General features: G+C 57.5%; 24 protein-coding genes. 9 read left to right on the forward strand and 15 right to left on the reverse strand.

Annotated elements, in window-relative coordinates; genetic code table 11:
- Positions 1-123 precede the first annotated feature (123 nt).
- The 7 genes from K4O48_RS08200 to K4O48_RS08230 form a co-directional block, all read right to left on the reverse strand.
- Positions 124-885, reverse strand: coding sequence for a WecB/TagA/CpsF family glycosyltransferase (locus K4O48_RS08200; RefSeq protein ID WP_222911528.1), 762 nt, complete (start codon positions 883-885; stop codon positions 124-126).
- The gene (locus K4O48_RS08205; RefSeq protein ID WP_222911529.1) at positions 875-1759 is read right to left on the reverse strand and encodes a glycosyltransferase family 2 protein; all 885 of its coding nucleotides are present in this window, start codon (positions 1757-1759) and stop codon (positions 875-877) included. Before K4O48_RS08205 ends, K4O48_RS08200 begins: the two co-directional genes overlap by 11 nt.
- Positions 1719-2975, reverse strand: coding sequence for a hypothetical protein (locus K4O48_RS08210; RefSeq protein WP_222911530.1), 1257 nt, complete (start codon positions 2973-2975; stop codon positions 1719-1721). The genes K4O48_RS08205 and K4O48_RS08210 overlap by 41 nt, the downstream gene beginning before the upstream one ends.
- A gap of 342 nt (positions 2976-3317) precedes the next feature.
- Positions 3318-4379 carry a glycoside hydrolase family 5 protein gene (locus K4O48_RS08215; protein WP_222911531.1) on the reverse strand — a complete coding sequence of 354 codons (1062 nt, stop codon included), beginning with the start codon at positions 4377-4379 and terminating at the stop codon, positions 3318-3320.
- A gap of 173 nt (positions 4380-4552) precedes the next feature.
- Entirely contained in the window at positions 4553-6763 is a 2211-nt protein-coding gene (locus tag K4O48_RS08220; RefSeq protein WP_222911532.1) for a polysaccharide biosynthesis tyrosine autokinase, read from the reverse strand.
- 15 nt (positions 6764-6778) lie between these two features.
- Positions 6779-7216, reverse strand: coding sequence for a low molecular weight protein-tyrosine-phosphatase (locus K4O48_RS08225; protein ID WP_222911533.1), 438 nt, complete (start codon positions 7214-7216; stop codon positions 6779-6781).
- A gap of 159 nt (positions 7217-7375) precedes the next feature.
- Entirely contained in the window at positions 7376-8812 is a 1437-nt protein-coding gene (locus tag K4O48_RS08230) for an undecaprenyl-phosphate glucose phosphotransferase (RefSeq protein ID WP_222911534.1), read from the reverse strand.
- 372 nt (positions 8813-9184) lie between these two features.
- On the opposite strand from K4O48_RS08230, the gene yegS reads away from it, so the two are divergent.
- The 3 genes from yegS (at position 9185) to K4O48_RS08245 (ending at position 11994) form a co-directional block, all read left to right on the forward strand.
- Positions 9185-10114: a lipid kinase YegS gene (gene yegS / locus K4O48_RS08235; RefSeq protein WP_222911535.1), complete on the forward strand. Its 930-nt coding sequence runs from the start codon at positions 9185-9187 to the stop codon at positions 10112-10114.
- A gap of 118 nt (positions 10115-10232) precedes the next feature.
- The gene (locus tag K4O48_RS08240; protein WP_222911536.1) at positions 10233-11165 is read left to right on the forward strand and encodes a chemotaxis protein CheV; all 933 of its coding nucleotides are present in this window, start codon (positions 10233-10235) and stop codon (positions 11163-11165) included.
- Between the two features lie 25 nt (positions 11166-11190).
- Positions 11191-11994: an MOSC domain-containing protein gene (locus K4O48_RS08245; RefSeq protein ID WP_222911537.1), complete on the forward strand. Its 804-nt coding sequence runs from the start codon at positions 11191-11193 to the stop codon at positions 11992-11994.
- Positions 11995-12268: 274 nt separating this feature from the next.
- On the opposite strand, the gene K4O48_RS08250 is transcribed toward K4O48_RS08245, so the two are convergent.
- A complete protein-coding gene (locus K4O48_RS08250; RefSeq protein WP_222911538.1) occupies positions 12269-14197 on the reverse strand; it encodes a transglycosylase SLT domain-containing protein in 1929 nt (642 codons plus the stop codon).
- A 269-nt stretch (positions 14198-14466) separates the two neighbouring features.
- On the opposite strand from K4O48_RS08250, the gene K4O48_RS08255 reads away from it, so the two are divergent.
- Entirely contained in the window at positions 14467-16377 is a 1911-nt protein-coding gene (locus K4O48_RS08255; protein ID WP_222911539.1) for an ATP-binding cassette domain-containing protein, read from the forward strand.
- Between the two features lie 116 nt (positions 16378-16493).
- The gene (locus K4O48_RS08260) at positions 16494-17186 is read left to right on the forward strand and encodes a DUF6901 family protein (protein ID WP_222911540.1); all 693 of its coding nucleotides are present in this window, start codon (positions 16494-16496) and stop codon (positions 17184-17186) included.
- A 36-nt stretch (positions 17187-17222) separates the two neighbouring features.
- Here K4O48_RS08260 and K4O48_RS08265 read toward each other — a convergent pair whose 3' ends face one another.
- Positions 17223-17663 carry a universal stress protein gene (locus tag K4O48_RS08265; RefSeq protein WP_222911541.1) on the reverse strand — a complete coding sequence of 147 codons (441 nt, stop codon included), beginning with the start codon at positions 17661-17663 and terminating at the stop codon, positions 17223-17225.
- Between the two features lie 211 nt (positions 17664-17874).
- Here K4O48_RS08265 and K4O48_RS08270 point away from each other — a divergent pair, with 211 nt between their 5' ends.
- From K4O48_RS08270 to K4O48_RS08280, 3 genes are all read left to right on the forward strand, one after another.
- A complete protein-coding gene (locus tag K4O48_RS08270; protein ID WP_222911542.1) occupies positions 17875-18342 on the forward strand; it encodes an MFS transporter in 468 nt (155 codons plus the stop codon).
- A gap of 61 nt (positions 18343-18403) precedes the next feature.
- Positions 18404-19180 carry a class II glutamine amidotransferase gene (locus K4O48_RS08275; protein ID WP_222911543.1) on the forward strand — a complete coding sequence of 259 codons (777 nt, stop codon included), beginning with the start codon at positions 18404-18406 and terminating at the stop codon, positions 19178-19180.
- The gene (locus K4O48_RS08280; RefSeq protein ID WP_222911544.1) at positions 19180-19719 is read left to right on the forward strand and encodes a DUF2937 family protein; all 540 of its coding nucleotides are present in this window, start codon (positions 19180-19182) and stop codon (positions 19717-19719) included. The genes K4O48_RS08275 and K4O48_RS08280 overlap by 1 nt, the downstream gene beginning before the upstream one ends.
- Here the strand turns inward: K4O48_RS08280 and K4O48_RS08285 are convergent.
- The 5 genes from K4O48_RS08285 to K4O48_RS08305 form a co-directional block, all read right to left on the reverse strand.
- Positions 19694-20224, reverse strand: coding sequence for a hypothetical protein (locus K4O48_RS08285; protein ID WP_222911545.1), 531 nt, complete (start codon positions 20222-20224; stop codon positions 19694-19696). The two genes, K4O48_RS08280 and K4O48_RS08285, sit on opposite strands and share 26 nt — an antisense overlap.
- Positions 20225-20251: 27 nt before the next feature.
- On the reverse strand, positions 20252-21430 hold the full coding sequence (locus tag K4O48_RS08290) for a VWA domain-containing protein (RefSeq protein WP_222911546.1): 1179 nt from the start codon (positions 21428-21430) through the stop codon (positions 20252-20254).
- A gap of 48 nt (positions 21431-21478) precedes the next feature.
- Positions 21479-21877 (reverse strand): GFA family protein, encoded by a 399-nt coding sequence (locus tag K4O48_RS08295; protein ID WP_222911547.1) that lies wholly within the window; start codon positions 21875-21877, stop codon positions 21479-21481.
- Positions 21878-21927: 50 nt separating this feature from the next.
- A complete protein-coding gene (locus tag K4O48_RS08300) occupies positions 21928-22773 on the reverse strand; it encodes an AAA family ATPase (RefSeq protein ID WP_222911548.1) in 846 nt (281 codons plus the stop codon).
- A 142-nt stretch (positions 22774-22915) separates the two neighbouring features.
- Positions 22916-23989, reverse strand: coding sequence for a DUF748 domain-containing protein (locus K4O48_RS08305; RefSeq protein ID WP_222911549.1), 1074 nt, complete (start codon positions 23987-23989; stop codon positions 22916-22918).
- Between the two features lie 143 nt (positions 23990-24132).
- Here K4O48_RS08305 and cysK point away from each other — a divergent pair, with 143 nt between their 5' ends.
- On the forward strand, positions 24133-25107 hold the full coding sequence (gene cysK / locus K4O48_RS08310; protein ID WP_222911550.1) for a cysteine synthase A: 975 nt from the start codon (positions 24133-24135) through the stop codon (positions 25105-25107).
- A 27-nt stretch (positions 25108-25134) separates the two neighbouring features.
- On the opposite strand, the gene K4O48_RS08315 is transcribed toward cysK, so the two are convergent.
- On the reverse strand, positions 25135-26058 hold the full coding sequence (locus tag K4O48_RS08315) for a DMT family transporter (RefSeq protein ID WP_222911551.1): 924 nt from the start codon (positions 26056-26058) through the stop codon (positions 25135-25137).
- Between the last annotated feature and the right edge of the window lie 124 nt (positions 26059-26182).

A 26182-nucleotide genomic window follows, 5' to 3' on the forward strand; every position in this document is an offset into this window, starting at 1 on the left:
CGGTGCTTCGCCCTTGCCTGGCACGTGCGCTGAGAAGCAGCGAGGCATCGTCAATTAGTTACGCTTGTTTGATCGCACCCTGCTTCGCAAACATGCAGGGCGAAGGTCGTCTTTGACGTTCGCTCAGGACTCCTGTTTTGCGGGGCTGGCTTTTTGTCTGGCATTTTTCTCGCGCAGGTAGGCCGGGACGATGTACATGGCATCAATCCAATAACGCTTGGCTAGACGGCGGGGTTCCATGCACATGCGATGGAGCCACTCGAGCTTGTATTCGCGCATCCACTTTGGCGCTCGCTTGATCGTGCCTGTCGCAAAGGAAATGGACGCGCCGATACTGAAGCCCATACCTGTCCGTTCACTGGGTTGAGTTGCTGCAGCCAGGACTTCTCCACGTGGTGTGCCCACGGCGTACAGCACCAGTTCAGAAGGGTGCTCGCGGACGAACTGCAAGCACTTCTGCACCTCCTCTGGCTTTTTGATAAAGCCCATCGGCGGGTTGTAGTGATGAAGAACGATGCCCGGATAGATAGCCCTGAGCTTTTCGGCTTCGGATTGCACGGAACCTATCAACACTACACGCAGGCGTTCGCTATCTGCCCACTTGAGCAGATCGAGGGTCAGGTCGCTGCCAGGAATGGCCTCATCCAGATGCACGCCAAGGCGGGTCAGTAACGACAGCAGAATGCGACTGTCACAGAGCCTCCAGCGTGCTTTGGCATAGGCGTCGCGCAGCTGTTCGTCATGCTCAAGTTGAACGAGGTGGTCAACGTTCGGCGTTACCACAAACGAATAGGGCTGTTTGACACCCTCGCGGATGCAGCTCAATAAAGTTTTCTTATTGCCGGAATAGAAGTCTATTCCGAACGCATTAGTATCACTCGACACTCATTGCTACTCCCTTGAAGGCGCCCTTGATACCCGACCAGGCGAGGGTGGGATTCCTGTATTCCTTGATCGTCGTAACGGCCGAGAGCAGAAATGCGGAAACGACCGCGAACACTGGGCCGTAGAAACGTTTGTTGAAGCGAGTAGCTGCGCGGTTGCGGTAGTAGTGGTAGAACGCCGAGCGGCTTCCAAGGCTGAGCGAGCCATAATGGAACAAGCGACTTTCAGGGATAACTTTGGATGAAATCCCAAAGCGCTTCGCACGGTATTGCCAGTCCACTTCTTCGAAATACATGAAGTATTCCTCATCCATCAGGCCGATCTCTTCAGTGAGCGCAGCGGAAAACGCAAGGCTGCAACCCATGATGTAGTCCGGGTTGTGCTTAGGATGCTGTTGCTCGGAGGCTTCGATGCTTTGATCCTTTCCAAGCAGCCGAGCCTTGCCAAAAATCGGATACAGCTTTCCACCACCGTAACATTCGAGACGGCCCGTATCGGCGCTTAGCACGAGTGAACCGACGAACTGCCGTTCGTTCTGCTGCAATGCCTCGAGTAGTGGGGAGAACGCGTCGCTGTCGACATAGGTGTCGTTATTGATCACCCAGAAATACTCGGGCTGCAGGTTCGCCATCGCCCAGCGAAGGCCATAATTATTCCCCCCGGCATAGCCGTTATTTTCGGGGTTGGAGAGCAGCGTCACCTTGGCAGACGGCTTTTCGTCCTGCCATTGTTGAAACGCTAGAGCGGAGCCGTCCTGAGAGTCATTGTCGACGATGACGATGTGGTCGACGGTCGGACAATGGGTGAGAAGGCTTTCCGCGCAGCTGATCGTTTCAGTAGCAGCTTTGTAGTTGAGAATAAGCGCGACGTTCATGTACTCGTTCCTTGCTGCGTAGATGGCGTGCTCTCAGAGCATGTATAACGAAAAGCAAACAGATGACCGGCTGCAGGTATTCAAATAATCCCTGAAGTGGCCAGATCACGAAAAATGCAAGTATTACTGCGTAGCTAAATCCCATGTCGGGATTGATGTTTCGGGCGATACGTTGATAGACGTACAACGACAGCGGGACCAGGAAGAAGGTCAGAAAGCCGAAACGAAACAGCGTGCCGATAATGCCGATGTCCGAAAGGAAGAAGTGTTCGCCGAAATAAGGAATGAAGCCGTCCTGCCACATCAGTGACAGCGAGCCGCTAGGGAGCCAGTTGACCAGGTCAAGGTGACTGAAAACCGATGCAATTGTATTAATTCGAACACCGTCTTCAACATCACCTTCCAGGTTGCTGCCGTAGAACTCGACATTGAGGCCGAGAATTTCAAGGAGTTCGGGGAAGAAGAAGAACGGTGACAAGAGAACGCAGAGCGAGGCTGCCCATACGACGGCTTTGGCTCGCAACGAAAACAACGTAAAGGCCAGGCAAAGGACGATGAGCTGTCGGGTTTGAGTGGCAAAAACCAACGTAAGCAGCAGCACTGCAGCGACAACCAGATAGAAGTTTCGCAGACGGGCGTCACCATTGATCGGTGACTTGCCTTTAGCCCAAATCTGTATGCAATAGAAATAGGCGAAACAGATTAGAAACGGGCCGATAGAGGACCGATCTGGGCGGTCCCAGGCGGTCTGCTCTTCGCGCAGATCCGGGATCAAACCAAACTTGAACGCCCAGGAAAGCACTACGGCCAAGAGCGCTGCGTAGATGATCGAGCGTTCAAACTGCGAGACGCTGATGTGCTTGGCGAGCAGCAGCAGAGGCACGAAACCGAACGCAAAAAGGATTCTTCGCTCTTCAATCAAGCCATACATGATGGGCTGGCCAAAAGTGTAATACGCGAAGACTGCCGGCAATACGGTAAACACCAGCACGCTGAAACAGGCGTAATAGGTAAGGATGCGAAATTCCCTGGCCGTGGTTTCGGTGCTGGCGAGAATCAGGAGAATTGACGCACCAAGGCAAATGGCCAGGTAAAGTTCGTTAAGAAATTTAAAGCCAATAGGGTTGTGAGTGCTGTCGCCAAACACGGAGAAGTGCAGGATGATCGCCAGGACGGCCAACGGGAAATAAAAGAATTTTGAGCTAATGTTTGTCATCACCTGGGTCCTTAGGTGCGTCTCATTTGTCCAGTTAACTACGTCGCAACAAACTCAAGCTTTTGACTTTGCTCTGCTGATGCCTTCGATGCGTCGTGACTCTACGAACAGCTGATTTGGTGATTTTTTACAATCTGCCAGCGCGTCCCGTACCAAACGCTTCGAAACCGCGGGGCCGTTTGAGTTCCGCTCGTACTGACCCACTATGCTCGACTGAACTATGGACAACCGGTTCGTGGTGGGGTTGCGTTTGAATCTTGGGATTTGCCAAAAATATACGACGGTGTCTCACATCGCCTCTCGCGACCGCCGCAGTCTGACGAAAGGCGAAGCGAAATCGGGTTACGGTTTTGGCGTGGGTCCAAACTCGGTGCAGGTGTTTGACAGGTGCTTTTGCAAAACCTGCATCTGCGGCCTGTCCTTGCCGCCCACTGGCTCAATCGCCATGACGTAATCACCCCAGCCCGGACCGCCGGCCCAATAGGCGCTGGGAATGCAGTTTTCGTTCAGGTAAGCGAGCAAATTGTCCATCGCGACCAGCATCGACTCGGAATGCGCGGGCACACCGTATTCGCCCAGGAAGCCTTTCACGTTGTGCTCCTTCAGCCATTCAACAAAAGGCCGCGCGCGCTCCACGCCAAGCATCGGATCGACTATTTCCTCAGACGCGTAGCGCCCCGAGAAGTCCTTGTCGAAGTACATATGCCCTTCGTAAATAATGTTGTTTGCCGGATCTTCGATCAGGAAGTCTTCGTTGACCTTGCGCCAGTGAAACGTACTGGCCCAGCGGTCGCCTTCCACGAAAATCGGTGTCTCCATATCGACCTGGCGGATCGCGTCGACCGCGGCCTGTGCCGCGGCCGGCCACAAGCCGTCGGTCGAGTAGGGTTCGTTCATGATGTCGTAGCCCAGCAGTGCTGGGTGATCTTTAAACTGTTCTGCGAGTTTCCGCCAGACGCTTGCGTAGGCTTCGTAAGGGACTTCGGGCGAGCCGATCAGTTTTCCCTTGTATCGCGCATAGTTGTGCATATCCAAAATGATTTTCTGGTTATGCGCTGCCGCATAGTCAAGTGTCCTGCGTAGCAGACGTACCTGATCGAAGTTTATGCCCTTGTACAAATCATGCTGCAGGCGCTCCCATATGAATGGAAAACGAATCAGGCGAATATTCTTGTCTGCGTAATACTTAAAGTATTTCTTTTCTGGATAGAAATAGTTGGTGCCGACTTTGCCAGGTGTTATATGCGGCGCGAAATTGGCACCGGACATATTTATACCGATCAGATCGATACCCGGTTTCTTTTCGCCGGTTTCAGCCTGCACGGTCGAAACGGAACCGAAAAGCGTCAGGCCGGCAATCAATGGTATGGCGCTCAATAGTGGTGAAAGAAAGCGACGGTCCATATTTTACCTTGATCTCCAGTAGAGTCTTGGGGCGTGGCTCCCGACTGTCATCCCCATAGGGATGCCGATGCCAGCCGTTCGCCTGGAAATCCGGGCGAACGAGGCGGGATCAATGCGGGTGGGGAGCGACAGAGCTTCGTTAGACCCGATATGCACCGCATATCGGGTTCGGGTCACTTGCTCTGGTATTCGTACTGGTAGTAACCGTACTCGCTGTAATTCGAGGCCTTGCGAATGACGGCGTTGAAGATGACACCTTTGACCATGAGTCCGTTCTGCTCGAGGCGGCGCTTGGCCACTTCGATTTCCTTCACGCCGTTCAGGCCGTAGCGGGTCACCATCAGCGTGGTTCCGGCCTGGCTTCCGACAAGTGCCGCATCGGTGACGGCGAGGATAGGCGGGGTATCAAAGATGACCATGTCGTACATGGTGCTGATCTCTTTGACGAAGCGAGAGAAGTTCTCGTGCATCAACAGCTCGGACGGGTTCGGCGGCAACTGACCGTGAGTGATCACGTGCAGGTTATTCAGCTGAGTCTTCTGAATGGCGTCAAAAAGCGTGATACGGCCGGACAGAATGTCGGAAAGACCTTTCTCGCCCTGACAACGCATGACCTTGTGCAGGTATCCCTTACGCATGTCAGCATCAACCAGCAGGACTTTCTTGCCGGACTGTGCGATGACGGCCGCCAGGTTACTCGTTACGAACGACTTGCCGACTGCCGGGCTCGGACCGGTAATCATCAGGATGTTGTTCTTCGCCTCGATCATGGCGAAGTGCAAGCTGGTACGCAGGCTGCGCATGGCTTCGGTTGCCAGATCGGCCGGATCATTGATGGTCAACAGATACGAGGCGCTGCTCTTGTCCCGCTTGAAGTTGGCCAAGCGTTTTTCGAGTGACCCTTGCTTCTCACTGAAGGGGATCGCAGCGTAAACCGGAATACCGACGCGCTCGATTTCTTCGGGGTTCTCCACGCCGCGCTTGAGCGCTTCGCGTACATAGACGAAAGCAATGGCCAGGATCGCGCCGAGCAGGGTGGCAACGATGACGATCAATGGTTTGTTCGGCTTGATCGGTTTGTCGATGTCTGCTGCTGCGTGGTCGACAATGTGGACGTTGCCCACGGTACCGGCACGGATGATGTCGAGTTCCTGGGTCTTGTTCAGCAGCATCGAGTAGGTTTCAGACGACACTTCGACATCACGGGTCAGACGCAGCAGCTCTTGCTGGGTCGAGGGTAGGGTGCCGATCTGTTTTTCCAGCTCAGTCTTCTGCGTTTGCAGTTGATTGATCTGGTTCATCAGGGCCTGGAAGTTCGGATGCTGGCGGGTAAAGCGGCGCTCCATCTCGGTGCGCTTGAGGTTCTGCTCGGAGATCTGCTTTTCCAGATCGACGATGCGATCCAGTACAGATTGGGTTTCCGCCGAGATATCGACTGAGCGATTGCCGGTCTGGTACTTGTTCAACGCGGTTTGTGCCGCGTCGAGCTTCTTGCGTACTTCCGGAACCTGTTCGCTCAGGAATTCCAGGCTCTGAGTCGCTTCCGCGGCGTTGCGTGCGACGTTCTGGTCGACGTAACGCTGCGCCACTTCCTCCAGTACGAGGATGGCCTTGGCCGGGTCCGTGTCTTCCAGCGTTACGCTAACGATGCCGGACTGCTTACCGCGTTCTCCCGCGGCCAGGCGCTCCTGGTAGTCCTCGGTCGTGGCATAGGTCCGGTTCTTGGTAACGCTGAAGGTGGTACCTGGACGCGCGTTGAATTCAGCGACGGTGATGCCGTAGTCAGGTGTTTCGACAGGTTCGCCAACCACTCCCTGGGCAACGACTTCACCTTCCGTGTCGCGCAGGATAAACCCATTGTTCTCTGCCGCTTCCAGCGTCAGTTCCTCACCATGCATCTGGTCAGGCACGATCAGCTGCGTTACGCGCAGCGACTCGCCACCCCAGGCATAGGATTCGAATCCTTCTGGATACCAGCCGAGCTCACCTTCCTCGGACGGCACGAAACGGCGATAGATGAAGCCGCCGATCACTGGGAAATGGTGCGGCTCAATGAGGATGTCGAGATTCAGCGCCTCCACGGCACCACCGACCACGGAACGCGACTTGAGCAGTGCGATCTCGGTCTGTGCGGGTGATACAGCCGGCGCAGTCCCTACCACATCAGTGAGGCTCGGCAAGCCGTTCTTTGGCTCAATCTGAATCATTGCGCTGGCGAGATAAACGGGTGTGGCCAGCAGCGCGTAGGCGATGCCCAATGCTGCGAAGAACCCGGTTATCGTGAGGATGAGTGCGCGGTTGTTGAGGAAGGTGTCAAAGAGGTGGGCAAGGTCAATATCCTTATCCTCTTTGGTTTCGTAAATGGGTCGCGGCATGGTGGTCATTGAAGTTCCTTCTTCTTATTTCAGGTAAGGAAGCCAGCTTTCGACAGACTGCGTCAGAAGGCTATGAACATGTTCGAATGCGGGCTTGGATTGACGAAAGGGATCCGGAATTTCCATGCCGTCTAGCCATTTACCCATCAGAAAGGTCTTGCCATGGACTTCAGGCGCTATCTGGCGGATATGCTGGATGTGGCTCTGTTCCATGGCGAGGATCAGGTCAGCGTGGTGAAGCATGTCGCTATCGACCTGTCGGGCACGGTGGGTTCTGTGTTCCAACCCGTGTTCGGTAAGCACTTCGTGTGCGGTCTTATCCATTGGGTTGCCTACTAATGCACCTATGCCTGCCGAGGTTACGGTCAGGCCTTTTCCCTGGAGTCTGTGAATCAACAACGCTTCTGCCGCTGGGCTTCTACAGATGTTACCGACACAGACGATCAATATGTTCTGGAACATCTCGCTAGCCTCGCAGCCCTGGGTTTACGGGCAGTTGGGCATGCGCGTGACAGAACGCAAATCTGATAATTGCTGTCTTCATTAGTTCAATCTTCCTGCGGTGCTCGCGCATGAATTTGGCGTGTGCCGTGATGGCGCTGATCAATGCGTGTGCGGCAGTCAGTAGACGTCCCTGTTGAACAGCAGAGCGGGTATGGTTCGGGCGAGGATGTAGATGTCGAACCAGACGGACCAGCGCTCGATGTAGTCCAGATCGTATTCGACGCGTTTCTCGATTTTTTCGAGCGTGTCGGTCTCGCCACGGTAACCGTTGATCTGGGCCCAGCCTGTGATCCCAGGCTTCACGCGATGGCGTGCGGAGTATTCAGAAACGGCATCCTCGAACAGCACGCCGGCGGCCTTGGTGGCGGTCGCATGTGGGCGAGGGCCGACCATGGACATGCTACCCAGGAAGACGTTGAGCAACTGAGGTAGCTCATCGAGGCTGGTCTTGCGGATGAAACGGCCCACACGAGTGATGCGATCGTCGTCACGCGTTGTTTGGCGTTCGGCGTTAGCGTCCGACTTGGCGTGGTACATCGAGCGGAACTTGAAGACTTCGATCAGCCGGTTGTTGTAGCCGTAACGCTTCTGCTTGAACAGGACCGGGCCGGGCGAGTCGATCTTGATCGCCAGTGCAAGTAGGAGCATGACCGGTGCAGCGGCCAACAGGGCCACGCTTGAAAGGATGATGTCTTCGATGCGCTTGAACATCGGCGACCAGCCACGTAATGGAAGATCGGAGGCAATCAGCGTCGGCAACCCGCCAACTTCGGTGATGCGCTTGTTGGCGTGACGGAAGGCGACCATGTCCGGTACTAGCAGCACGTTCACTGGCAGCTTGCGCAGCTCGTTGATCACCTGGCCGATGCGGCTGTCCGCGAACCAGGGAAGGGCGACCAGCACCTGGGTGACTTTTTCCTCACGGATCATCTGTTCCAAATCACGGGTGTTGCCCAGCAGCGGCAGGTCAGCCAGCGTTTTGGGCAGGCGCTCCAAACGATCGTCGATGAACCCAAGAACGCCGGTACGGATGTCACGGTGATGAGCGAGGTATTCGGCCACGCGTACGCCGTTATCGGTGCCGCCGAGGATCACCGCATTCTGCAGGTAGACGCCCTTGGCCATCAGTCGGCGGAACAGTGCGAGCATCATGAGTCGCTCTGCGCCGAACAGAACGCCGCTGGTCACAAACCAGAACGTCAGATGCTTGGCTTCCAGGTAGCTGAACATGCCCAGCCCTTGGTGCATGAAAATCAACAGGCTGAACGCTGCGGCCCAAGCCACGAGCATCGTGCGAAAACGCAGCAAGGTGCTGAACACTTCCTCGCTGTATATACCCACCGACTGAAAGATGACGACGCTGATCACGCCGAAGAACATAAGAAAGGTGCTGAAGGTTCCGCCGCCCGCTGGGAGCTCAAGCGGCAGAAACAGCAAAAGAAGGACACCAGGCAGCACAGCGGTGAGCCCGTGAATCAAGCGGACGCTGGCTAAAAAGTAATCGACGAAACTGGGGTGGGCGTACTCAAGGGTTCCAACGGACTGTAAGCGCATACAAGGCTCCTTCCTACGGCTATTGCTAGCTCAATACTCGTTTTGATCGCCGCGATCCGCGGTTCTGATGGCAGGCCGCTATCGCAACCTTCACCTGGACTAGTGCTCCGACCGCCTTCCATGAAATGAGTTCACCGCGCCGGCGCAAAGTGTTGCGCTTACTGAAAGGATTAACTGACATTCACAAGACGTTGAAAAATAAGAATAAAAACTCTTGGCTTCCGTGGGGATGAGTGTTTTCGACAGCGCAGTTCTGACCGGTGGTCGCTAGCAGCCGGCAATCGGCTTAAGCCATGCAGGTCGATGGCTGCACAACTTTCCCGCTACGAAACGGGTCTTATCTGGCGGATCCCCAGATGGAAGTAAAAAGGCATGAATGAATCCAAAGCATTGCTCGTGCTTCACGGCAAGCAAGGACTCAATGAGGACGTGCGTGCAGCGGTCAATGACTGGCGCCAGCTTGGAAATGAATTGGCCGTCCGGGTGACCTGGGAGCCCGGCGATACGGCACGTATCGTGGCGGAAGCCATTGCTGAGGGGTACAGATCACTTGTGGCTGGCGGTGGGGACGGCACTGTGCGTGAAATGGTGCAGGCGCTGCTGGACAGCGGCTCCGATGTGAGCATGGCCGTGCTGCCGCTGGGTACCGCCAACGATTTCGCACAGGCCGCCGAGATCCCGCTTTCACCCTTCGATGCGCTGACGCTGCTCAACCGTGAGCCGACCTGGGTTGATGTCGGCGAAATGAACGGTGAACCCTTTCTCAACATGGCGACTGGCGGTTTCGGCTCCAAGGTAACCGCTACGACGTCGAATGAATTGAAGCGGATGCTGGGTGGTAGCGCTTATCTGCTGACGGGCTTGTCGCGGTTCAGCGAGCTGCGCAGTGCGTGGGGACGTTTCGCTGGCCCTGATTTCACCTGGGAGGGAGAGTTTCTTGCGCTGGGTATTGGCAATGGTCGCCAGTCCGGCGGTGGGCAGCAACTTTGCCCTCAGGCTTCGGTTGATGACGGGTTGCTGGATATCTGTATCGTTCCGGCGCCCGCGGATGCGGTGGGTACCTTGGGTACATTGCTGAGCGGTGGATTGCTTGGGATTGATACCGTATCGGTAACGGCGCGCGTGCCTTGGCTCGATGTCGATGCGCCGGATGAGATAGATATCAATCTGGATGGCGAGCCGTTTGCCGCCAAACGCATGCACTTTTCGGTAAAGCGCCGAGCGCTGCGGCTGCACCTACCGGTCGATAGCCCGGTGTTGCGTGACGAGCCCCTGCCGCCACCGAACCACGAGATCGCATGAAAGCAGGCCTGTCCCACCGCTCATGCTGCGGCGGCTGATAAATACTTGTTCGGACACATAAAGCACAGGGCATTGCGGCCGATAGCTCCTTAGTCCCGTATTTAGCCAGGAGCCCCCAATGGCCGGCATTCTAGAGTCAGTCGATCAACGCACCCGTTTGGTGGGGCAGAATCGTCTTGAAATCCTCATGTTCCGGCTCTCGGGCCGCCAGCAGTTCGCAATCAACGTCTTCAAGGTTCAGGAGGTCGTGCAGCTGCCGAAGATGACGCTCATGCCGCACCGCCATGGTTCGGTATGCGGTGTGGTCAACCTGCGCGGTCAGACGCTGCCGGTCATCGATCTGTCGCGGGCCATTGGCTTGCGCCCTTTAGTGCCGGATGAGCGCAGTACCATCATCGTGACCGAGTACAACCGTTCGGTTCAGGCGTTTCTGGTGGGCGGTGTGGAGCGCATCCTCAACCTCAACTGGGAAGAAGTGTTGCCCCCGCCGACGACCGCCGGACGCCAACATTACCTCACGGCGATCACCAAGGTTGACGACAAGCTTGTCGAAGTCATCGACGTTGAAAAAGTGCTGGCTGAGATTGTTCCCTACAACACCAGCATTGCGCCGGAACGCTTGACGGACCCGGTTCTCGAGCGCGCGCGGGGTCGCGAAGTGCTGTGCGTTGACGACTCGACCGTTGCGTTGGCGCAACTGCGCGAGACGTTGAGCCAGCTCGGCATCACGGTTCACTCCGCCAGTGACGGTATGAAGGGCTTGAACAAGCTCAAGGCCTGGGCGGATGCCGGAGAGGTGCTCACCGATCGCCTGTTGATGGTGTTCACCGATGCCGAAATGCCGGAAATGGACGGCTACCGGCTCACCACCGAGATTCGCAACGATCCTCGTCTGCGCGATTTGCATGTGGTCCTGCACACCTCGCTTTCCGGCAGCTTCAATCTGGCAATGGTAAAAAAAGTCGGCTGCGACAACTTCCTTTCCAAGTTCCAGCCGGAGAAACTGGTGGACGTCGTCCGCGAACGCTTGTTGCTGGACGAACCAGGCTAACCCGACCACTCCTCGAGGCGTCCGCATGCACCTTTCCTCGTTGTACCGCTTTCCCCTCAAGTCCGGTTCCGCTGATGCGCTTGAGGAGGGGTGGTGCGATGAGCTGGGTCTGAGCGGCGACCGCCGTTGGATGGTGGTTGACGCCGCGAGCGGGAAATTCCTTACCCAACGAGTGCTGCCTCGAATGGCATTGCTCGCAGCCCGGTGGCAGGGCGAAACGGCGTTGCTGCTGAGCGCACCTTTGATGGACCCGATGTTCGTGCCGGTTCCTGGCTCGGGCAGTGCGACCCGTGGTGTGCTGATTTGGCGTGAAAGTCTGCAAGCCGCTGATGCAGGCGACACGGCGGCGGCATGGTTGACACGGCTGCTGGATCGCCCGTGCCGGCTGGTTTATCTGCCAACGGGCCAAGGCATTCAGATCGACCAGGATTTTGCTCGTCTCGGCGAAAAGACTGGGTTCAGCGACGGGTTTCCTTTTTTGCTGATCGGCCAACGATCGCTGGATGACCTGTCAGCACGTGTGGGGCAGCTCTTGGACGCACGGCGGTTTCGGCCGAATCTGATTGTGGCCGGCTCGGCACCTTATGCCGAAGATGGTTGGCGGCGCATTCGCATTGGGGACATTGAGTTTCGCGTGGTCAAACCTTGCTCACGCTGCATCATCCCGACGATCAATCCACTGAACGGCGAAAAGGCTGCCGATCGGGAGCCGCTGGCCACGTTGATGACCTACCGCAAGGGTGAAGGCGGCGTGTTTTTCGGTCAGAATCTGATCGCCGAAGGCACCGGCTCCCTGAAAGTGGGCATGCCTGTCGAAGTGCTGGAGTAGGTCGGCTGACTTGTCGGGCGGTTTAAGGGTAGTCCTCGACCCTTCACGCACATTCCGGTCTGTAGACACCGTCCAGTCGTTCATTGAACTAGGCGCATCGTAAAGCGGAGACGTCCGTCGACGATGGAGCTGTGCAGTGCGCTTGCCGACGGGTAGCGGTGCCGAGGGAGGCCAGGCAGCGGTGCAGAGGCCAGCAGCGGTGGGCTGAAGCCCACCCTACCTGCTCAAGCCGACCCGACTGGCCAATGCTTCGTTCATTCGGCTGTTCAGCGCATCATTGGCTGTCGAAGTAACGCTCGTGCCATTCCACCAGTGGTTGCGGTGCGTTCAGCTTCTGGCCATAGATCACTGAATAGGTCAGGACGTTTTGCACGTATTGGCGGGTTTCGTCGAACGGGATGTTCTCGACCCAAACGTCGAAGGGGAGGTGCTCGGCGCCCTTCAGCCATTGGCGAACACGACCGGGCCCCGCGTTATACGCGGCAGAAGCCAGCACCCGATTGCCCTTGAATTGACCGTAGATCTGGCTGAGGTACGCCGCGCCCAGCTGGATATTGACGTTGGGATTCAGCACTTGTTGCTGTGAAGACAGCGGAATGTCGAAGCGTCTGGCCGTTTCCTTCGCGGTGGCCGGCATTAATTGCATCAGCCCCGTGGCGCCAACATGCGAGCGAGCATCGGCCATGAATGCACTTTCCTGCCGGGTGATGGCGAATGCCCAACTCGGATGAATCTCGCGCGCTTTAGCTGCGTTGACCAGGCTGCTGCGATAAGCCATCGGGAAGCGGATATCCAAGTCGTCCCAATACTTCGCTTGGCTGATCGTACGGATGGCGGGGAAGTACCACTCCATGTCATAGGCGAGTCGCGCCTGTGCCACCAACTCGTCGCGGCTGAACAGGCGGCTCACGTGATACCACTCGCGGCGCCCATCGACGATCTGTCCACGCGCATGGAACTCCATGGCGCGACGAATACCTGCAGTATTCCGCACCTTCTGGATCATCTTTGGGTCAAGCGCCAACGGCTGATGATTGAGCTTGTAAGGTGCCTGAATGCGATCGGCCGAGAGGAATCCGTAAAAGTCCCGCTCGCCCGCAACCGGCTGATAGAGCTGCGCTGCGCTCTCATTGTTGGGCTTGGCCAACTCCAGGCTGCGTGCCTTCCAATAACGCCAGCGGTTGCTGTTGGCCAGTTCTTCTGGGAACCGCTGAGTCAGTGCATGGGCATCGTCCCACCGGCCAAGACGGAGCAGCAGGCGAGCACGCCACTCGCTCACGGTGTCGTCACGTAATTCGGGATCGTACTCCGCCATGACTTTCAGCGCGCGGGCGTCGAAACGCTTGGCGAGGGTCAAGCCGATCTGCCGCGCGATTGCGACCTTCTCCTCGGTCGAGAAGTCCAGGCGTCTGGCGTAGCTGTCGAGCAGGCCGAGCGCTTGCTCCGGATCCTTTCGGGCAAGGCGGCGTAGACCGATCGAGACGATGTCGCCCATGGCCTCGGTGGACGGTGTGAAGCGGTCAGTCTGCGCCAGGATCTGCGGTTTCTGCGCGACGTCGACCAATAGCTCGCCGTGTCTTTTCAGCGTCGGCAGGCCCTTAATCAAAAAATTGGCCAGGCCGTAATTGCTACTCTCGACAGCCAGTTTGGTGCGCTTCCAGCGCAATGTCTCGGTTAGCTGCCCTGCAGTCTCCCAGCGCTCGAACAGCGCATCGCACGCCTTGTGTTGGGACTTACCGACCAACCACAGCCGCTCGGCTGTTTCATAGCCCTGTTTGGTCTGGCCGCTGGTGAGCTGATACTGGCCGAACAGGCAGTCCAGCTCGGTGAAGTTCATCTTTGGGTCGTAGTGCGCTACGAAGGGTTGCCAGTCACCGCGGGCTGCCAGCAACCGCAGCCAGCGCAGTTTCATCCAGCTGACCTGAGGCAGGTCGCCATGCTCGGCCAGAAACTTCTCGACCTCGTCATTACTCGCGCTCTTCAGCCTGGCCGTTAAGTCGTCGTATGCCAGATAGGGTTCGAGCGGGTAATCCCGAAGCGCGGCGGCATAACGCCGGTATGGGCCGCTATCCCCTTTGGCCAGGGCGCGTTTGGCTTCGTCGTAGAACTGCCGTTGCTGCTGAAGACTGGCGGCTTGAGTGGTTTGGAGTGTGATGGCAGTGAACAGGAGGCAAAAACAGATACTGGAGAGTCGACCGCGCATGAGACTTCCGAAGACGGGGGCATGGAGTTGCTGTGGCTAGCTTAGCCCGGCCGGCCTGGCAGTTAAACGTGGATTAAGCGCTTCAACCCCATAAAGCAGGACGTTCCGACGAACGTACGCTAGCGGCTCTGGATCGCGCGAACGGCCGTGATAAAGCAGTTGATTCGGCTTGCTGGCGAGGTGCGTCGGAACGGGCTGGAAACGCTCTGTTGCATCCGGCAGCCATGCGCGTTCTGCTAGACTGCGCGCCCTGTTTTCCGGAGGTAGTCATGACCCTGCTCAAATTGACCAATGTGTCCCTCGCCTATGGCAACAATCCCTTGCTGGATGGCGTGTCCTGGCAGATTGCGCGAGGTGAGCGGGTTTGCATCATCGGCCGCAACGGCACAGGCAAATCCAGCATGCTTAGCCTGGTTAAGGGCAGCCAGCTACCGGACGATGGTGAGATCTGGCGCGCACCGGGTCTGAAAATCGGCGAGCTGCCTCAAGAGCTCCCGCTCGCCGACGCGCGGACCGTGTTCGACGTGGTGGCCGAAGGCTTGGCCGGCGTCGGTCAGCTGTTAGCCGACTACCACCATCTCAGCCAGAACATCCAGAACGAAGCTGACCTGGACAAGCTGATGCACGTTCAGCAGGAGCTCGAAGCGAAAGACGGCTGGCGTCTGCAACAGCTGGTGGACAGCACCCTGAGTCGTTTGCAGCTGCCAGCCGATAAGACGCTGGCCGAGCTTTCCGGTGGCTGGCGACGCCGGGTGTTATTGGCTCAGGCGCTGGTCTCCGAGCCCGATCTGTTGCTGCTGGACGAACCGACCAACCACTTGGATATCGGCGCGATCGCCTGGTTGGAAGAGGCGCTGACGGGCTTCAACGGGGCTGTACTGTTCATCACGCACGACCGTGCGTTCCTGCAGAACCTGGCGACCCGAATCCTGGAATTGGATCGTGGGCACATGATCGACTGGAACGGCGATTACGCCAGCTTCCTGGTGCACAAGGAGCAGCAGATGGCGGCCGAAGAAACGGCCAACGCGTTGTTCGATAAGAAGCTCGCCCAGGAAGAGGTCTGGATTCGCCAAGGCATCAAGGCCCGGCGCACCCGTAATGAAGGTCGTGTACGTGCGCTCAAGGCATTGCGCGCTGAGCGCAGTGAGCGCCGCGAGCATCAGGGCAAAGCCAATATTCAAATCGACGCGGCCGAGAAATCCGGCAAGCAGGTGATTGTCGTCGAGCATGCGAGCTTTGCCCATCCCGGTGGCGAACCGCTGATTCGAGACTTTTCGATGGTCCTGCAACGAGGCGATCGCATCGGCTTGCTCGGGGCCAACGGTACTGGCAAGACGACGCTGTTGAAGCTGTTGCTAGGTGATCTTCAGCCAACCAGCGGTAAAGTCGAAGCCGGCACTCGTCTGGAAGTGGCGTATTTCGACCAGCTGCGTCACCAGCTGGAACTGGAAAAAACCGTCATCGACAACGTGGCCGAAGGGCGGGACTTCATCACCATCGACGGTCAGAGTCGCCACGTACTTAGCTACCTCGGGGACTTCCTGTTCAGCCCGCAGCGCGCCCGCACGCCGGTGAAGGCGTTGTCCGGTGGTGAACGGGCACGTCTCTTGCTGGCTAAGTTATTCAGCAAGCCAGCTAACCTCCTGGTGCTCGACGAACCGACCAACGATCTGGACGTTGAAACCCTCGAGCTGCTGGAAGAAGTCCTGCTCGCTTTCCAGGGCACGGTGCTGATGGTCAGCCACGACCGGGCGTTTCTCGACAACGTGGTTACCAGCACGCTGGTGTTCGAGGGCAACGGGGTCGTTCGCGAATATGTCGGCGGCTATCAGGACTGGCTGCGTCAGGGTGGCTCACCGAGGCTCTTGGGGGTCGCCGAGGCGAAAGAAACAAAAGAGGAAAAGGCTGAGACCGCTCAAGCCAAGCCCGCGGCGGCGGCTGCTGAACCCGCACCCACCAAGAAGAAGTTGAGCTACAAGGTGCAGCGCGAACTTGAGGCGCTACCGGCGAAAATTGACGCAGTCGAGAAAAACATAGCCGCCGTACAGGCCGAAATTGCAGAGCCGGCGTTCTACCAGCAAACTCCGGAGCGCACGGGTGAAACCATTGCACGTCTCGACGCGCTGCAGGCGGAACTCGACGAATTGCTCGAGCGCTGGGCGGAGTTGGAGGGCTGAGCGAGGAAGGGAAGGGGGATCGTTACGATAGCCCTTCACGCCTCACTGTTCTGCGCGGCTGGCTTGGTTGTCACTGAAACTACTCACGGGAACTGTCAGCACCAGACGGAGCATTAATGGCAATTGATTACCGCATCGTCCTGGATGACGAGCATGAGTTCAGCTACCGAATTGAGCTGGACCGCGTTTACGATAACGAAACAGCCGCGAAGGCACCCACGTGGACACGTTTGGATCATCAGCGATGCAACAATTGTCCGCTAAGTAAGGATCACTTTACGCATTGTCCCGCCGCCGTGGACCTGCATCGCGTTATTGAAGATTTTCAGGGCTTGCCGGCCGTGAAGAAAGCGCAGGTTCGGGTGCGAACGCCGGAGCGCGAATACAACAAGCTGGTGGGGCTGGATGAGGGGCTACGGGCTTTGCTTGGCGTCATTATGGCGACCAGCGCATGCCCGGTACTGAGTAAGCTCAAGCCGATGGCCCATCAACATCTGCCGTTCGCCAGCAATCAGGAGTTCGTGCTGCGCGCGGTCTCACTCTATCTGGCCCAGCAGTATTTCAATCTGCGCGAAGGGCGTCATGCTGATTGGGAGCTGCGCGGGTTGGTGCGCTCGTTTCAGCAGTTGCAATTGGTCAATCAGGCGTTCTGGCAGCGCATTCACGACACCTGCCACGGCGATTCGAATCTGAAGGCGTTTCTGACCTTCTTCTCGATGTCATCCAGCCTGACCTACTCGCTGGAAACCCAGCTGAAGAAGATCAGGCCGTTAGTCATGTGTGCTGGCGAGGATGTCGAAACAGCCTGAGCTTCGACGCTCACGTCTACGCATATTCAACGCATATTATTCGGGCTTTTTCAGGCGTACGGCGAGCACATCGCAAGGTGCTCCGTGGAGGATGTCGTTGGCGGTGGAGCCCAGCAGCAACGCCAGGCCATGACGGCCATGGCTACCGACAACGACCAGATCGCAGCCTTGCTCTTTTGCCAATCGATGGACTTCCTGGCGAGGCTGCCCGTAAGCGAGATGTCGCTGCTCTGCGGTCAGGCTGGGGTAACGATCGGCAAACACGGCCAGGCGCTCGCGCGCTTGGTCGAACTGTTGTTGTTGAAGCATCGATAGGTCCATCGGCACGTCCCCACCGAAAGCCATGGCCATGGGCTCGATGACGTGGACCAACGCCAGTTTGGCGCCGCTAGCAGTTGCCAGCGCCTGGGCGCGCGCGACGACCGGGTGGCAGTCGTCGTTCAGGTCGGTTGCGACCAGAATATGCTGGTAGGTCATGGTGAGTCTCCTGATGTTTCCGTGTGACAAGTATGGCTTCTTGCACGCTATTAAGGGGCTCTGAGCCTTCTATTTTTCAGCGTTTATACGGCGTTACATGCACGATGACCAGTGGCATTACATCGCGAGCTGGCAGTCGGCAGGCTAACGACTGGTATCATGCGCGACGTCACGCGCCGGTGCGCGCATCCGGCTCACACAAGAGACTGCCATGTTCCTATTTGCCAACGATTACTTGCTCGCCTGGACAGCGTACGGGATTGCCGCGCTGGGTTGTTTGCTGGTGTGGTTTCGCATCACGAGGCCCATGTGGCGCTGGTTGCGTGAGCCGCTGCGATTGATTGCCGCGGTGCTACTGCTGACGCCAACCATCGTAGACCCCGCGCGCGAGCTGTTCGCGCCAGCGGTGGCCATCACCGCCCTGGATGTGCTGTTCAAGGTTGGCAACAACGCATGGCGGGCGGTTGCGGATCTGGCGCTTTACGGACTCATCGCATTTGCGCTGTACGCTGGCTTTGTAGCGCTGCGTTGGCCAATCGAGCGCAAGCTGAAATTGCGGCGCGCAGCGTCCGAAACGAGCGAAGACCCGCGTACCTTACGGGAGCGGCTCGAGGAAGATGATGACGATGATTATCGCCCCGCCAGTCGCTATCAGACCCGGACCGAACCCAGATTATGAGCGAGTCGATCGGACCGCATCTGAGCATCCAGACGTGAACAAGACGTAACGGGAGACCTGCATGTGTGAGCTGCTCGGCATGAGTGCCAACGTACCGACCGACATTCACTTCAGCTTCACTGGGCTGATGCAGCGCGGCGGGCGCACCGGGCCGCACAAGGATGGGTGGGGTATCGCGTTCTATGAAGGCCGGGGTCTGCGCTTGTTCCAAGACCCGGTCGCCAGCTGCGAGTCGGAAGTGGCAAAGATGGTCCAGCACTATCTGATCAAGAGCGAGGTTGTGATCGGCCATATCCGGCATGCAAACGTGGGTAAGGTCTCGCTAGTCAACACTCACCCTTTTGTACGTGAACTGTGGGGGCAGCATTGGTGCTTTGCCCATAATGGCCAGCTTGCTGATTTCGAACCTACGCGTGGCTTCTATCGACCGGTCGGTGACACGGACAGTGAAGCGGCATTCTGTGACCTGCTCAACCGGGTGCGTATCGACTTTCCAGAACGCGTCTCCCCTGAAGATCTGCTGCCCAGAATGTTAGAGGCGTGCACGGAGTATCGTGCAAAGGGGGTATTCAACTGCCTGCTCAGCAACGGGGAGTGGTTGTTCAGCTTCTGCACCACCAAGCTCGCACAGATTACTCGCCGAGCGCCCTTCGGTCCGGCTCAACTAAAGGATGCCGAGTTGACCGTGGACTTCACCGCCGAAACGACCCCTGACGACATCGTGACCGTGTTGGCAACCGAACCTTTGACCGATAACGAGCAGTGGCACGTTCACCAGCCAGGCGAATGGACCCTGTGGCGGCTGGGCGAATGCGTCGCTCGCGGGCAGGTGCAGTGATGCTGAGGAGCTATCTGCGGTTGTCCTTGTTCGCGCTTGGCTTGCTGGTCGGGATCCAGGTGCCTGGTTTCATCGAAGCATACGAGCGACACGTCGAGGCGCGCCGGCTCGAGGCGCATCAAGGCCTGATCGGATTTCAGGAAACGGCAGGGCGTTTCTTCAAAGGCGACTTGAATGCACTGGTTGAGCATTACCGCACCAGTGATGACCCGGTATTCCAGAGTGATGCACGTAGCGTCTCTGCACTGGTGGAGCGTGCCCGCTTGCTGGACCGCGAGTGGCGGATCATGCAGGGGCCTTGGTACGCCCAAGCCTGGCATGTATTAATTGGCGCTGACGGAGATTTTCGCAACCAGGTCTGGAATAACTATCGCTTCCAAGTGCTGTTAGCACCCGACGCGATCGCGTGGGGATTGTGCGCTGCGTTGTTACTGGCCTGGATCTTCGAAAGTTTCTATCTGCTCTTGCGCAACGCGCTGTTCCCAGAGCACCAGCGGCGCCGACGCCGTATCGCTAAGCCGATTCCACCCGCGAAGTAGAGCGATCCTTCACCGGTTGGGCCGAAGACCAGCCGGAGCGATACGCAAATTCGCCGAGGGCCAGCTGCAGGGCGGGCACGCACAGCGTCAAGGGGATCAGCCAGCTGAGTGACGTGCCCGTGATGATTCGCAGCGTATTGCTCGCGGTAAGCCCATCAGCAAAACCCGCTACCTGATACAAGACGCCAAGCACGGCGGCCCATACCGCCACCGTCTGTATCACGAGCCAGCCACTGAATGTGGCATTGGCCAGCCTGAGGTTGGGGCGGCGGGCGGGTTTTATCATCGCCACCAACCACCAGAGCAGCATTAGAGTTGATGCGATCAGTTTCGCGCTGCTGATGGGGCCTTGCTGCTCAAACAGCCAATTGCAAAGTGCGGGTGCCCAAGCAGCCTGGTATTGAATGGCTGGCGCATCACGCAGCCGCAGCGCTAGGGTCAGATCTCCAAATGCTATGAGCGCCGTCAGCGCTACTACAGCGCATAGCGCCCAGCGATAATTCATCGTGCATCCTTGCAGGGGTGGGTCTGGTTATTTCGACAGGAACTTCATACCTTCCTCAAGCCCGCTTAACGTCAGCGGATACATGCGGTCTTCAACTAGATCGCGAACGATGCCGGTGGAGGAGGTGTAGCCCCAGGTGTCTTTCGGGTAGGGGTTGATCCAGATGAGCTTTTTGTATTTCTCCATAAAGCGCTGCATCCAGACGTAGCCGGCTTCTTCGTTCCAATGTTCGACACTGCCTCCGGCTTGGGTGATCTCGTAGGGCGCCATCGCGGCGTCGCCGACAAAGACAACCTTGTAGTCAGCGCCGTACTTGTGCAGCAGATCAAGCGTTGAGGTGCGTTCGGAAGTGCGGCGGAAGTTGTTCTTCCATACCGATTCATAGATGAAGTTATGGAAATAGAAGTACTCGAGGTGCTTGAATTCCGTCTTGCAGGCTGAGAACAGCTCCTCGCAGACCTTTACATGCGCGTCCATCGAGCCGCCGATGTCGAACAGGATGAGCAGCTTCACCGCGTTACGCCGCTCCGGGCGCATTTGAATGTTGAGCAGGCCCCCGTCTCGGGCGGTGTGGTCAATAGTACCGTCAAGATCGAGCTCATCCTGAGCGCCCTGGCGTGCGAATTTGCGCAAGCGGCGCAGGGCCACCTTGATATTGCGCGTGCCCAATTCGACTTGGTCGTCCAGGTTTTTGTATTCGCGCTGGTCCCAGACCTTCACCGCTTTGCCTTGACGTTTTCCTGCATCACCGATGCGGATGCCTTCAGGGTTGTAACCTCCTGAGCCGAAGGGGCTGGTGCCGCCTGTGCCGATCCACTTGTTACCCCCGGCGTGCTTCTCCTTCTGCTCCTCCAAGCGCTTCTTGAATTCTTCGATCAGCTTGTCCAGCCCACCCAAGGACTCAATCTTCGCGCGCTCTTCATCGCTCAAGGAACGCTCGAATTCCTTACGTAGCCATTCTTCAGGGATCAGCGCTTCGATGTGCTGGTTGAGATTCTCCAAGCCTTTGAAATAGGCCCCGAAGGCACGATCGAACTTGTCGAAATGGCGCTCATCCTTGACCAGGATGGCCCGGGACAAGTAGTAGAACTCATCCATGTCTGAGAAAACGACGTTGTGTTTCAGCGCGTTGATCAGGTCGAGCAATTCGCGCACCGATACCGGCACCTTGGCGGCGCGCATCTCATTGAACAAGCCAAGCAGCATGGCAAAACCTCGAACGTGCCGTCGTTGCGGCACCTTTGTAAGGGAAAGTCAGCGGTCTTCGTCGTGCGTAGGGAGTCCTTCACGGATCTCGTACCAGCTCGCCTTGGAGGCTACGAATATGTGCTCCTGTGGCGGGACGGGTAGAGGCGAGTCGAGCGTACCGGCAGCAACACCCAGCTCGTGCTCACGATTATCAACGAACTGCAAGTTGGAGCCGCAGCGTATGCAGAACGTCCGCGTCACATGCTCGGAAGAGTGGTAGACGCCCAGCTGATCCTTGCCCGAGAGGAAGTGAAACGCTTCCAGCGGCACGCCCGCATAGGTGGCGAAGGCCGCGCCGTGGGCTTTGCGACACATCTTGCAGTGACAGTGGGTCAGCTCGTTGATAGGCGCGTCGATGCGATAGCGCACGACGCCACAGAGGCAACTACCGATATGCGTTTGCATGGCTCTTCCTCCAGTAAGTGAGGCGGCCGGCTCCTGTGAACCGCCGCCAATCAGCGGCTAGCGCGACGACTCATGAACGCGAGGCGCTCTAGCAACTGTACGTCTTGCTCGTTTTTCACCAGCGCTCCAGCCAGTGGCGGTATGGCCTTGGTCGGATCACGCTCGCGCAGAACGGCTTCGCCGATGTTGTCGGCCATGAGCAACTTCAGCCAATCGACCAGTTCGCTGGTGGACGGCTTCTTCTTGAGCCCCGGGACCTTGCGTACGTCAAAGAACACGTCGAGGGCCTCTGCGACTAGGTCTTTTTTGATGTTTGGGTAGTGCACGTCGACGATCTTCTGCAGCGTTTCGCGATCGGGAAACGCGATGTAGTGGAAGAAACAGCGGCGCAGGAACGCGTCTGGCAATTCCTTCTCGTTGTTCGATGTGATGATGATGATCGGACGCTGTTTGGCTTTGATCGTCTCATTTGTCTCGTAGACGTAGAACTCCATCTTGTCGAGCTCTTGGAGCAGGTCATTAGGAAACTCGATGTCTGCCTTGTCGATTTCATCGATCAGCAAAATGACCCGCTGATCGGACTCGAACGCCTCCCAGAGCTTGCCCTTCTTAATGTAGTTGCGCACGTCGTGGACCCGGTCGGAATCCAGCTGCGAATCGCGCAAACGGCTCACCGCATCGTACTCGTACAAGCCCTGATGGGCTTTCGTGGTTGATTTGATGTGCCAGGTGATCAGTTGCGCACCGAAGGATTCCGCCAGCTGCTCGGCCAGCATGGTTTTGCCGGTGCCTGGTTCGCCCTTTACCAGCAACGGGCGCTCAAGCGTAATGGCGGCATTGACTGCGAGTTTCAGGTCGTCGGTCGCGACGTAGGACTGGGTGCCTTCAAACTTCATCAGGTTTTCCTTTGATCAGGCCTGGCACGCAGGCACTTTCATGTTTGGATAGGCGAACGACTATAAGGGATGGGCTCGTCACTGTGAACGCGAGTGGATCATTCAGTCACTGAATGGGCGCCAACTTGCGGGGCGTGCACAGTTATCCGTCCTCTTCATTCAACGAGCGTTCGAAACGGGTAGAGAACGCTTCTACGAAAGCGTTTCGCAAGATCGCGACAAACGCTTGAAAAGGGCTGACATCGGTATCTTTGGTACTTCCCGAGAGCGCTACCCGGGTCGCGAACTGATCCTTGCTCTGGTTCTGAAGGACTTCTTCACTCCCACCTACCACGGCTTCCCAGATGCCACGGAAGAATCCCTTCTCCTCGTTCGCTACGTCTTGCTCGAAGTCGAATACCTCAACGTTGCGCAGCAATGGCTTGATGTAGCCTGAAAGCTGACTGTCGTTGGCCTCGACTTCGACGACGAGGTCGCCAGTCCCGCCAGCAAAATCAAAATTGCCGTAAGCGTTGCTGAAGTCGTTCAGCTTGGTCAGGTCCACGTCAGTCATGCGCAAATTCACCTCGAAATCTTCCCAATGGGTGTAGGGATCGAAGTTCGCCGAGGCTTCCATCGGGGCGTGATTGAGGAACTTGGCCGTACCTTCGAACGTCGCGACGCGGCCTTCCCCGTCTTCGGAATTGGTCAGGTTATAAAGGCTTGCGTTGATGGCGCTGGCGTAGATATGTACCGGCGGATCGGAATCAAAGTTACGAAACGACAATTGCCCGTCAACGACACGAAGCTCGTTGAGGGTGAATGGCATAAGCCCTTCCAGCCGCTCACGCCAATCAACGCCTTCGCCCGTCTGGGAGTCGTCAGCCGCTTCGCCATCGACGAAGTTAAGCTCTGGTTGCTCCAGCGTGACTTCGCCTACCAGCGCTTGGTCTTTCCAGAGCGCTCGCCAGCTCAACCCGATCTCGACTGACGGTGCGGTGAACAGCGGAGCCTGCACTTGCTCATTCTTTTTCTCGATGAGCAGACCGTCGGCGCGATAAGCACCACGCCACCAAGCGAGATCCACGTCGTCAATATGGCCCCGATATTCACCCATGTCCGCCAGCTTATCGTTCAGATAGTTGAGCACCAGATGGGGCAGGGCCAAGTGAACGATCAGCAGCAGTAGGGCGATTGATAACAAGATCCAAAGCGGGAGCCGGTAGCGTTTTTTCATGACGGGTCTGATCTGGGTGGAGAGTCAACATTGATGAGGTGGCTTCTGGTGGACCCTGACTCGCATCGGTGAGTTCGGCTGGACGGGCCATCAGACTGGGCATACGCTCATCAGTCAGATTTTCCACTCGCAGGGACACTGTCATGAGCCGCATCTTTGCTGACAATGCGCAGGCCATCGGGAATACCCCGTTGGTCATGATTAATCGGCTGGGCCCGAAGGGCGTCAGCATCATGGCCAAGATTGAAGGTCGCAACCCGGCTCACTCGGTCAAGTGCCGGATCGGGGCGGCGATGATCTGGGACGCTGAAAAGAGCGGTCGCCTCAAGCCAGGCATGACGATCGTTGAACCGACGTCCGGAAATACCGGCATCGGTCTGGCGTTTGTCGCCGCAGCGCGCGGCTATAAGCTGATGCTGACCATGCCCGCTTCGATGAGCTTGGAGCGGCGAAAGGTGCTGAAGGCCCTTGGCGCAGAACTGGTGCTCACCGAGCCGGCCAAAGGCATGAAGGGCGCTATCGAAAAGGCAACGGAAATTGCTGCATCGGATCCGGAGCAATATTACCTACCCCAACAATTTGAGAACGCGTCCAATCCGGCAATCCATGAGAAGACCACGGGCCCGGAAATCTGGAACGACACCGAAGGCAACATCGACGTACTGGTTTCGGGTGTTGGCACCGGCGGCACCATCACCGGTGTCTCGCGCTACATCAAGAACACCAAGGGCAAGAAGATTCTCAGCGTGGCGGTCGAGCCGATCAGCTCGCCGGTGATCAGCCAGACGATCGCCGGACAGGAAGTCAAACCCAGCCCGCACAAAATTCAGGGCATCGGCGCAGGGTTTGTGCCGAAGAACCTCGACCTGTCCATGGTTGATCAGGTCGAGCAGGTGAGCGACGAGGAGTCCAAGACCATGGCGCTGCGCCTGATGCGCGAAGAGGGCATTCTCTGCGGCATTTCTTGTGGTGCCGCCATGGCTGCTGCGGTGCGCCTGGCCGAGCGTCCGGAAATGCTGGGCAAGAACATTGTGGTGATATTGCCGGACTCCGGTGAGCGCTACCTGTCGACCATGCTGTTCGCAGACATGTTTGGCGAGCAGGAGCTGCAGCAGTGATTTGGCTTGGCGGCTCTTCAGGCGCGTCTAGTCGCTAGTCGCTTCGGGAGCAGGTGCCGCCGCTGTTTTGGGTGGTGCCTGCCTGAGGACCAGCCACAGCGCAATGGCGATCATCGCGCCGCCGTATGCATACGCCCAGTCCAGCGGTTCGTCGAGAAACAGCGCGCCCCAAAGCACACCGAAGGGTGGAATGATGAAGGTCACCGTGAGGGTGCGGACGGGACCGATATTCGCAAGCAGGCGAAAGTACAAAATATAGGCAAAGGCCGTGCAGACGATACCGAGCCCGAGAAGGCTCAGCCAGACGGTTCCATCACCCCAGTTGTCCGGCGGCGCGACCAACAGCGATAGGCCAAACAGGGGTAGCAAGCACAGTGCTGCTCCCGCTTGGCTGCCGAAGGCGACCAGCTCACTGCTCAAACCCCCGTGCTGGTTGATCCAGCGTCGCGTCAGGAACCCGCCGAACCCATAGCATGCCGTCGCGCCCAGGCATGCAAGTGCACCTATCAGCAGCTCTATGTCGAACGCCACCGGCCCGGTCCGAGTCAGCAAGGCGACGCCGCTCAGCCCGAACAGGACGCCGATGGTTTTCGCTACTGTCAGCGTTTCGGAGAAAAACAGCGCACCGATGAGTACCCCCATCATTGGCGTAGTGGCGTTGAAGATCGCGGAATAGCCCGTCGGTAGAAACTGCGCCGCCAATGCATAGAGTGCGAAGGGGACGCCGGAGTTGATCATTCCCAAAATCATGCACAGCTTCAACTTGCCGCGAAAATCCCATTGGATACGCATGACGGCCAATATGGCCAACAGGCCGATGCATGCGAACAACACGCGGAAGAAGGCGGTCGGAAACGTCCCGAGTTCCGGCGCGATGATTCGCATGAACAAGAAACTGGCGCCCCAAATGGCAGCGAGACCGAGTAGACGCAGGAGGTCTGAGGGGCGCATGTGAGTTGGCTCCGACGCAGGGACATCGAAGTGTTGGTGAGCCCTGCCGATCTGACAAGGGCGGATCACGCTTTCAAACTTTCTTCCGGTCCGCTGATCCTTTCATTGCGACCGGCCTCTGGCT

The organism is Pseudomonas sp. DNDY-54 (assembly GCF_019880365.1).
GTDB classification, from domain to species: Bacteria; Pseudomonadota; Gammaproteobacteria; order Pseudomonadales; family Pseudomonadaceae; genus Stutzerimonas; species Stutzerimonas stutzeri_P.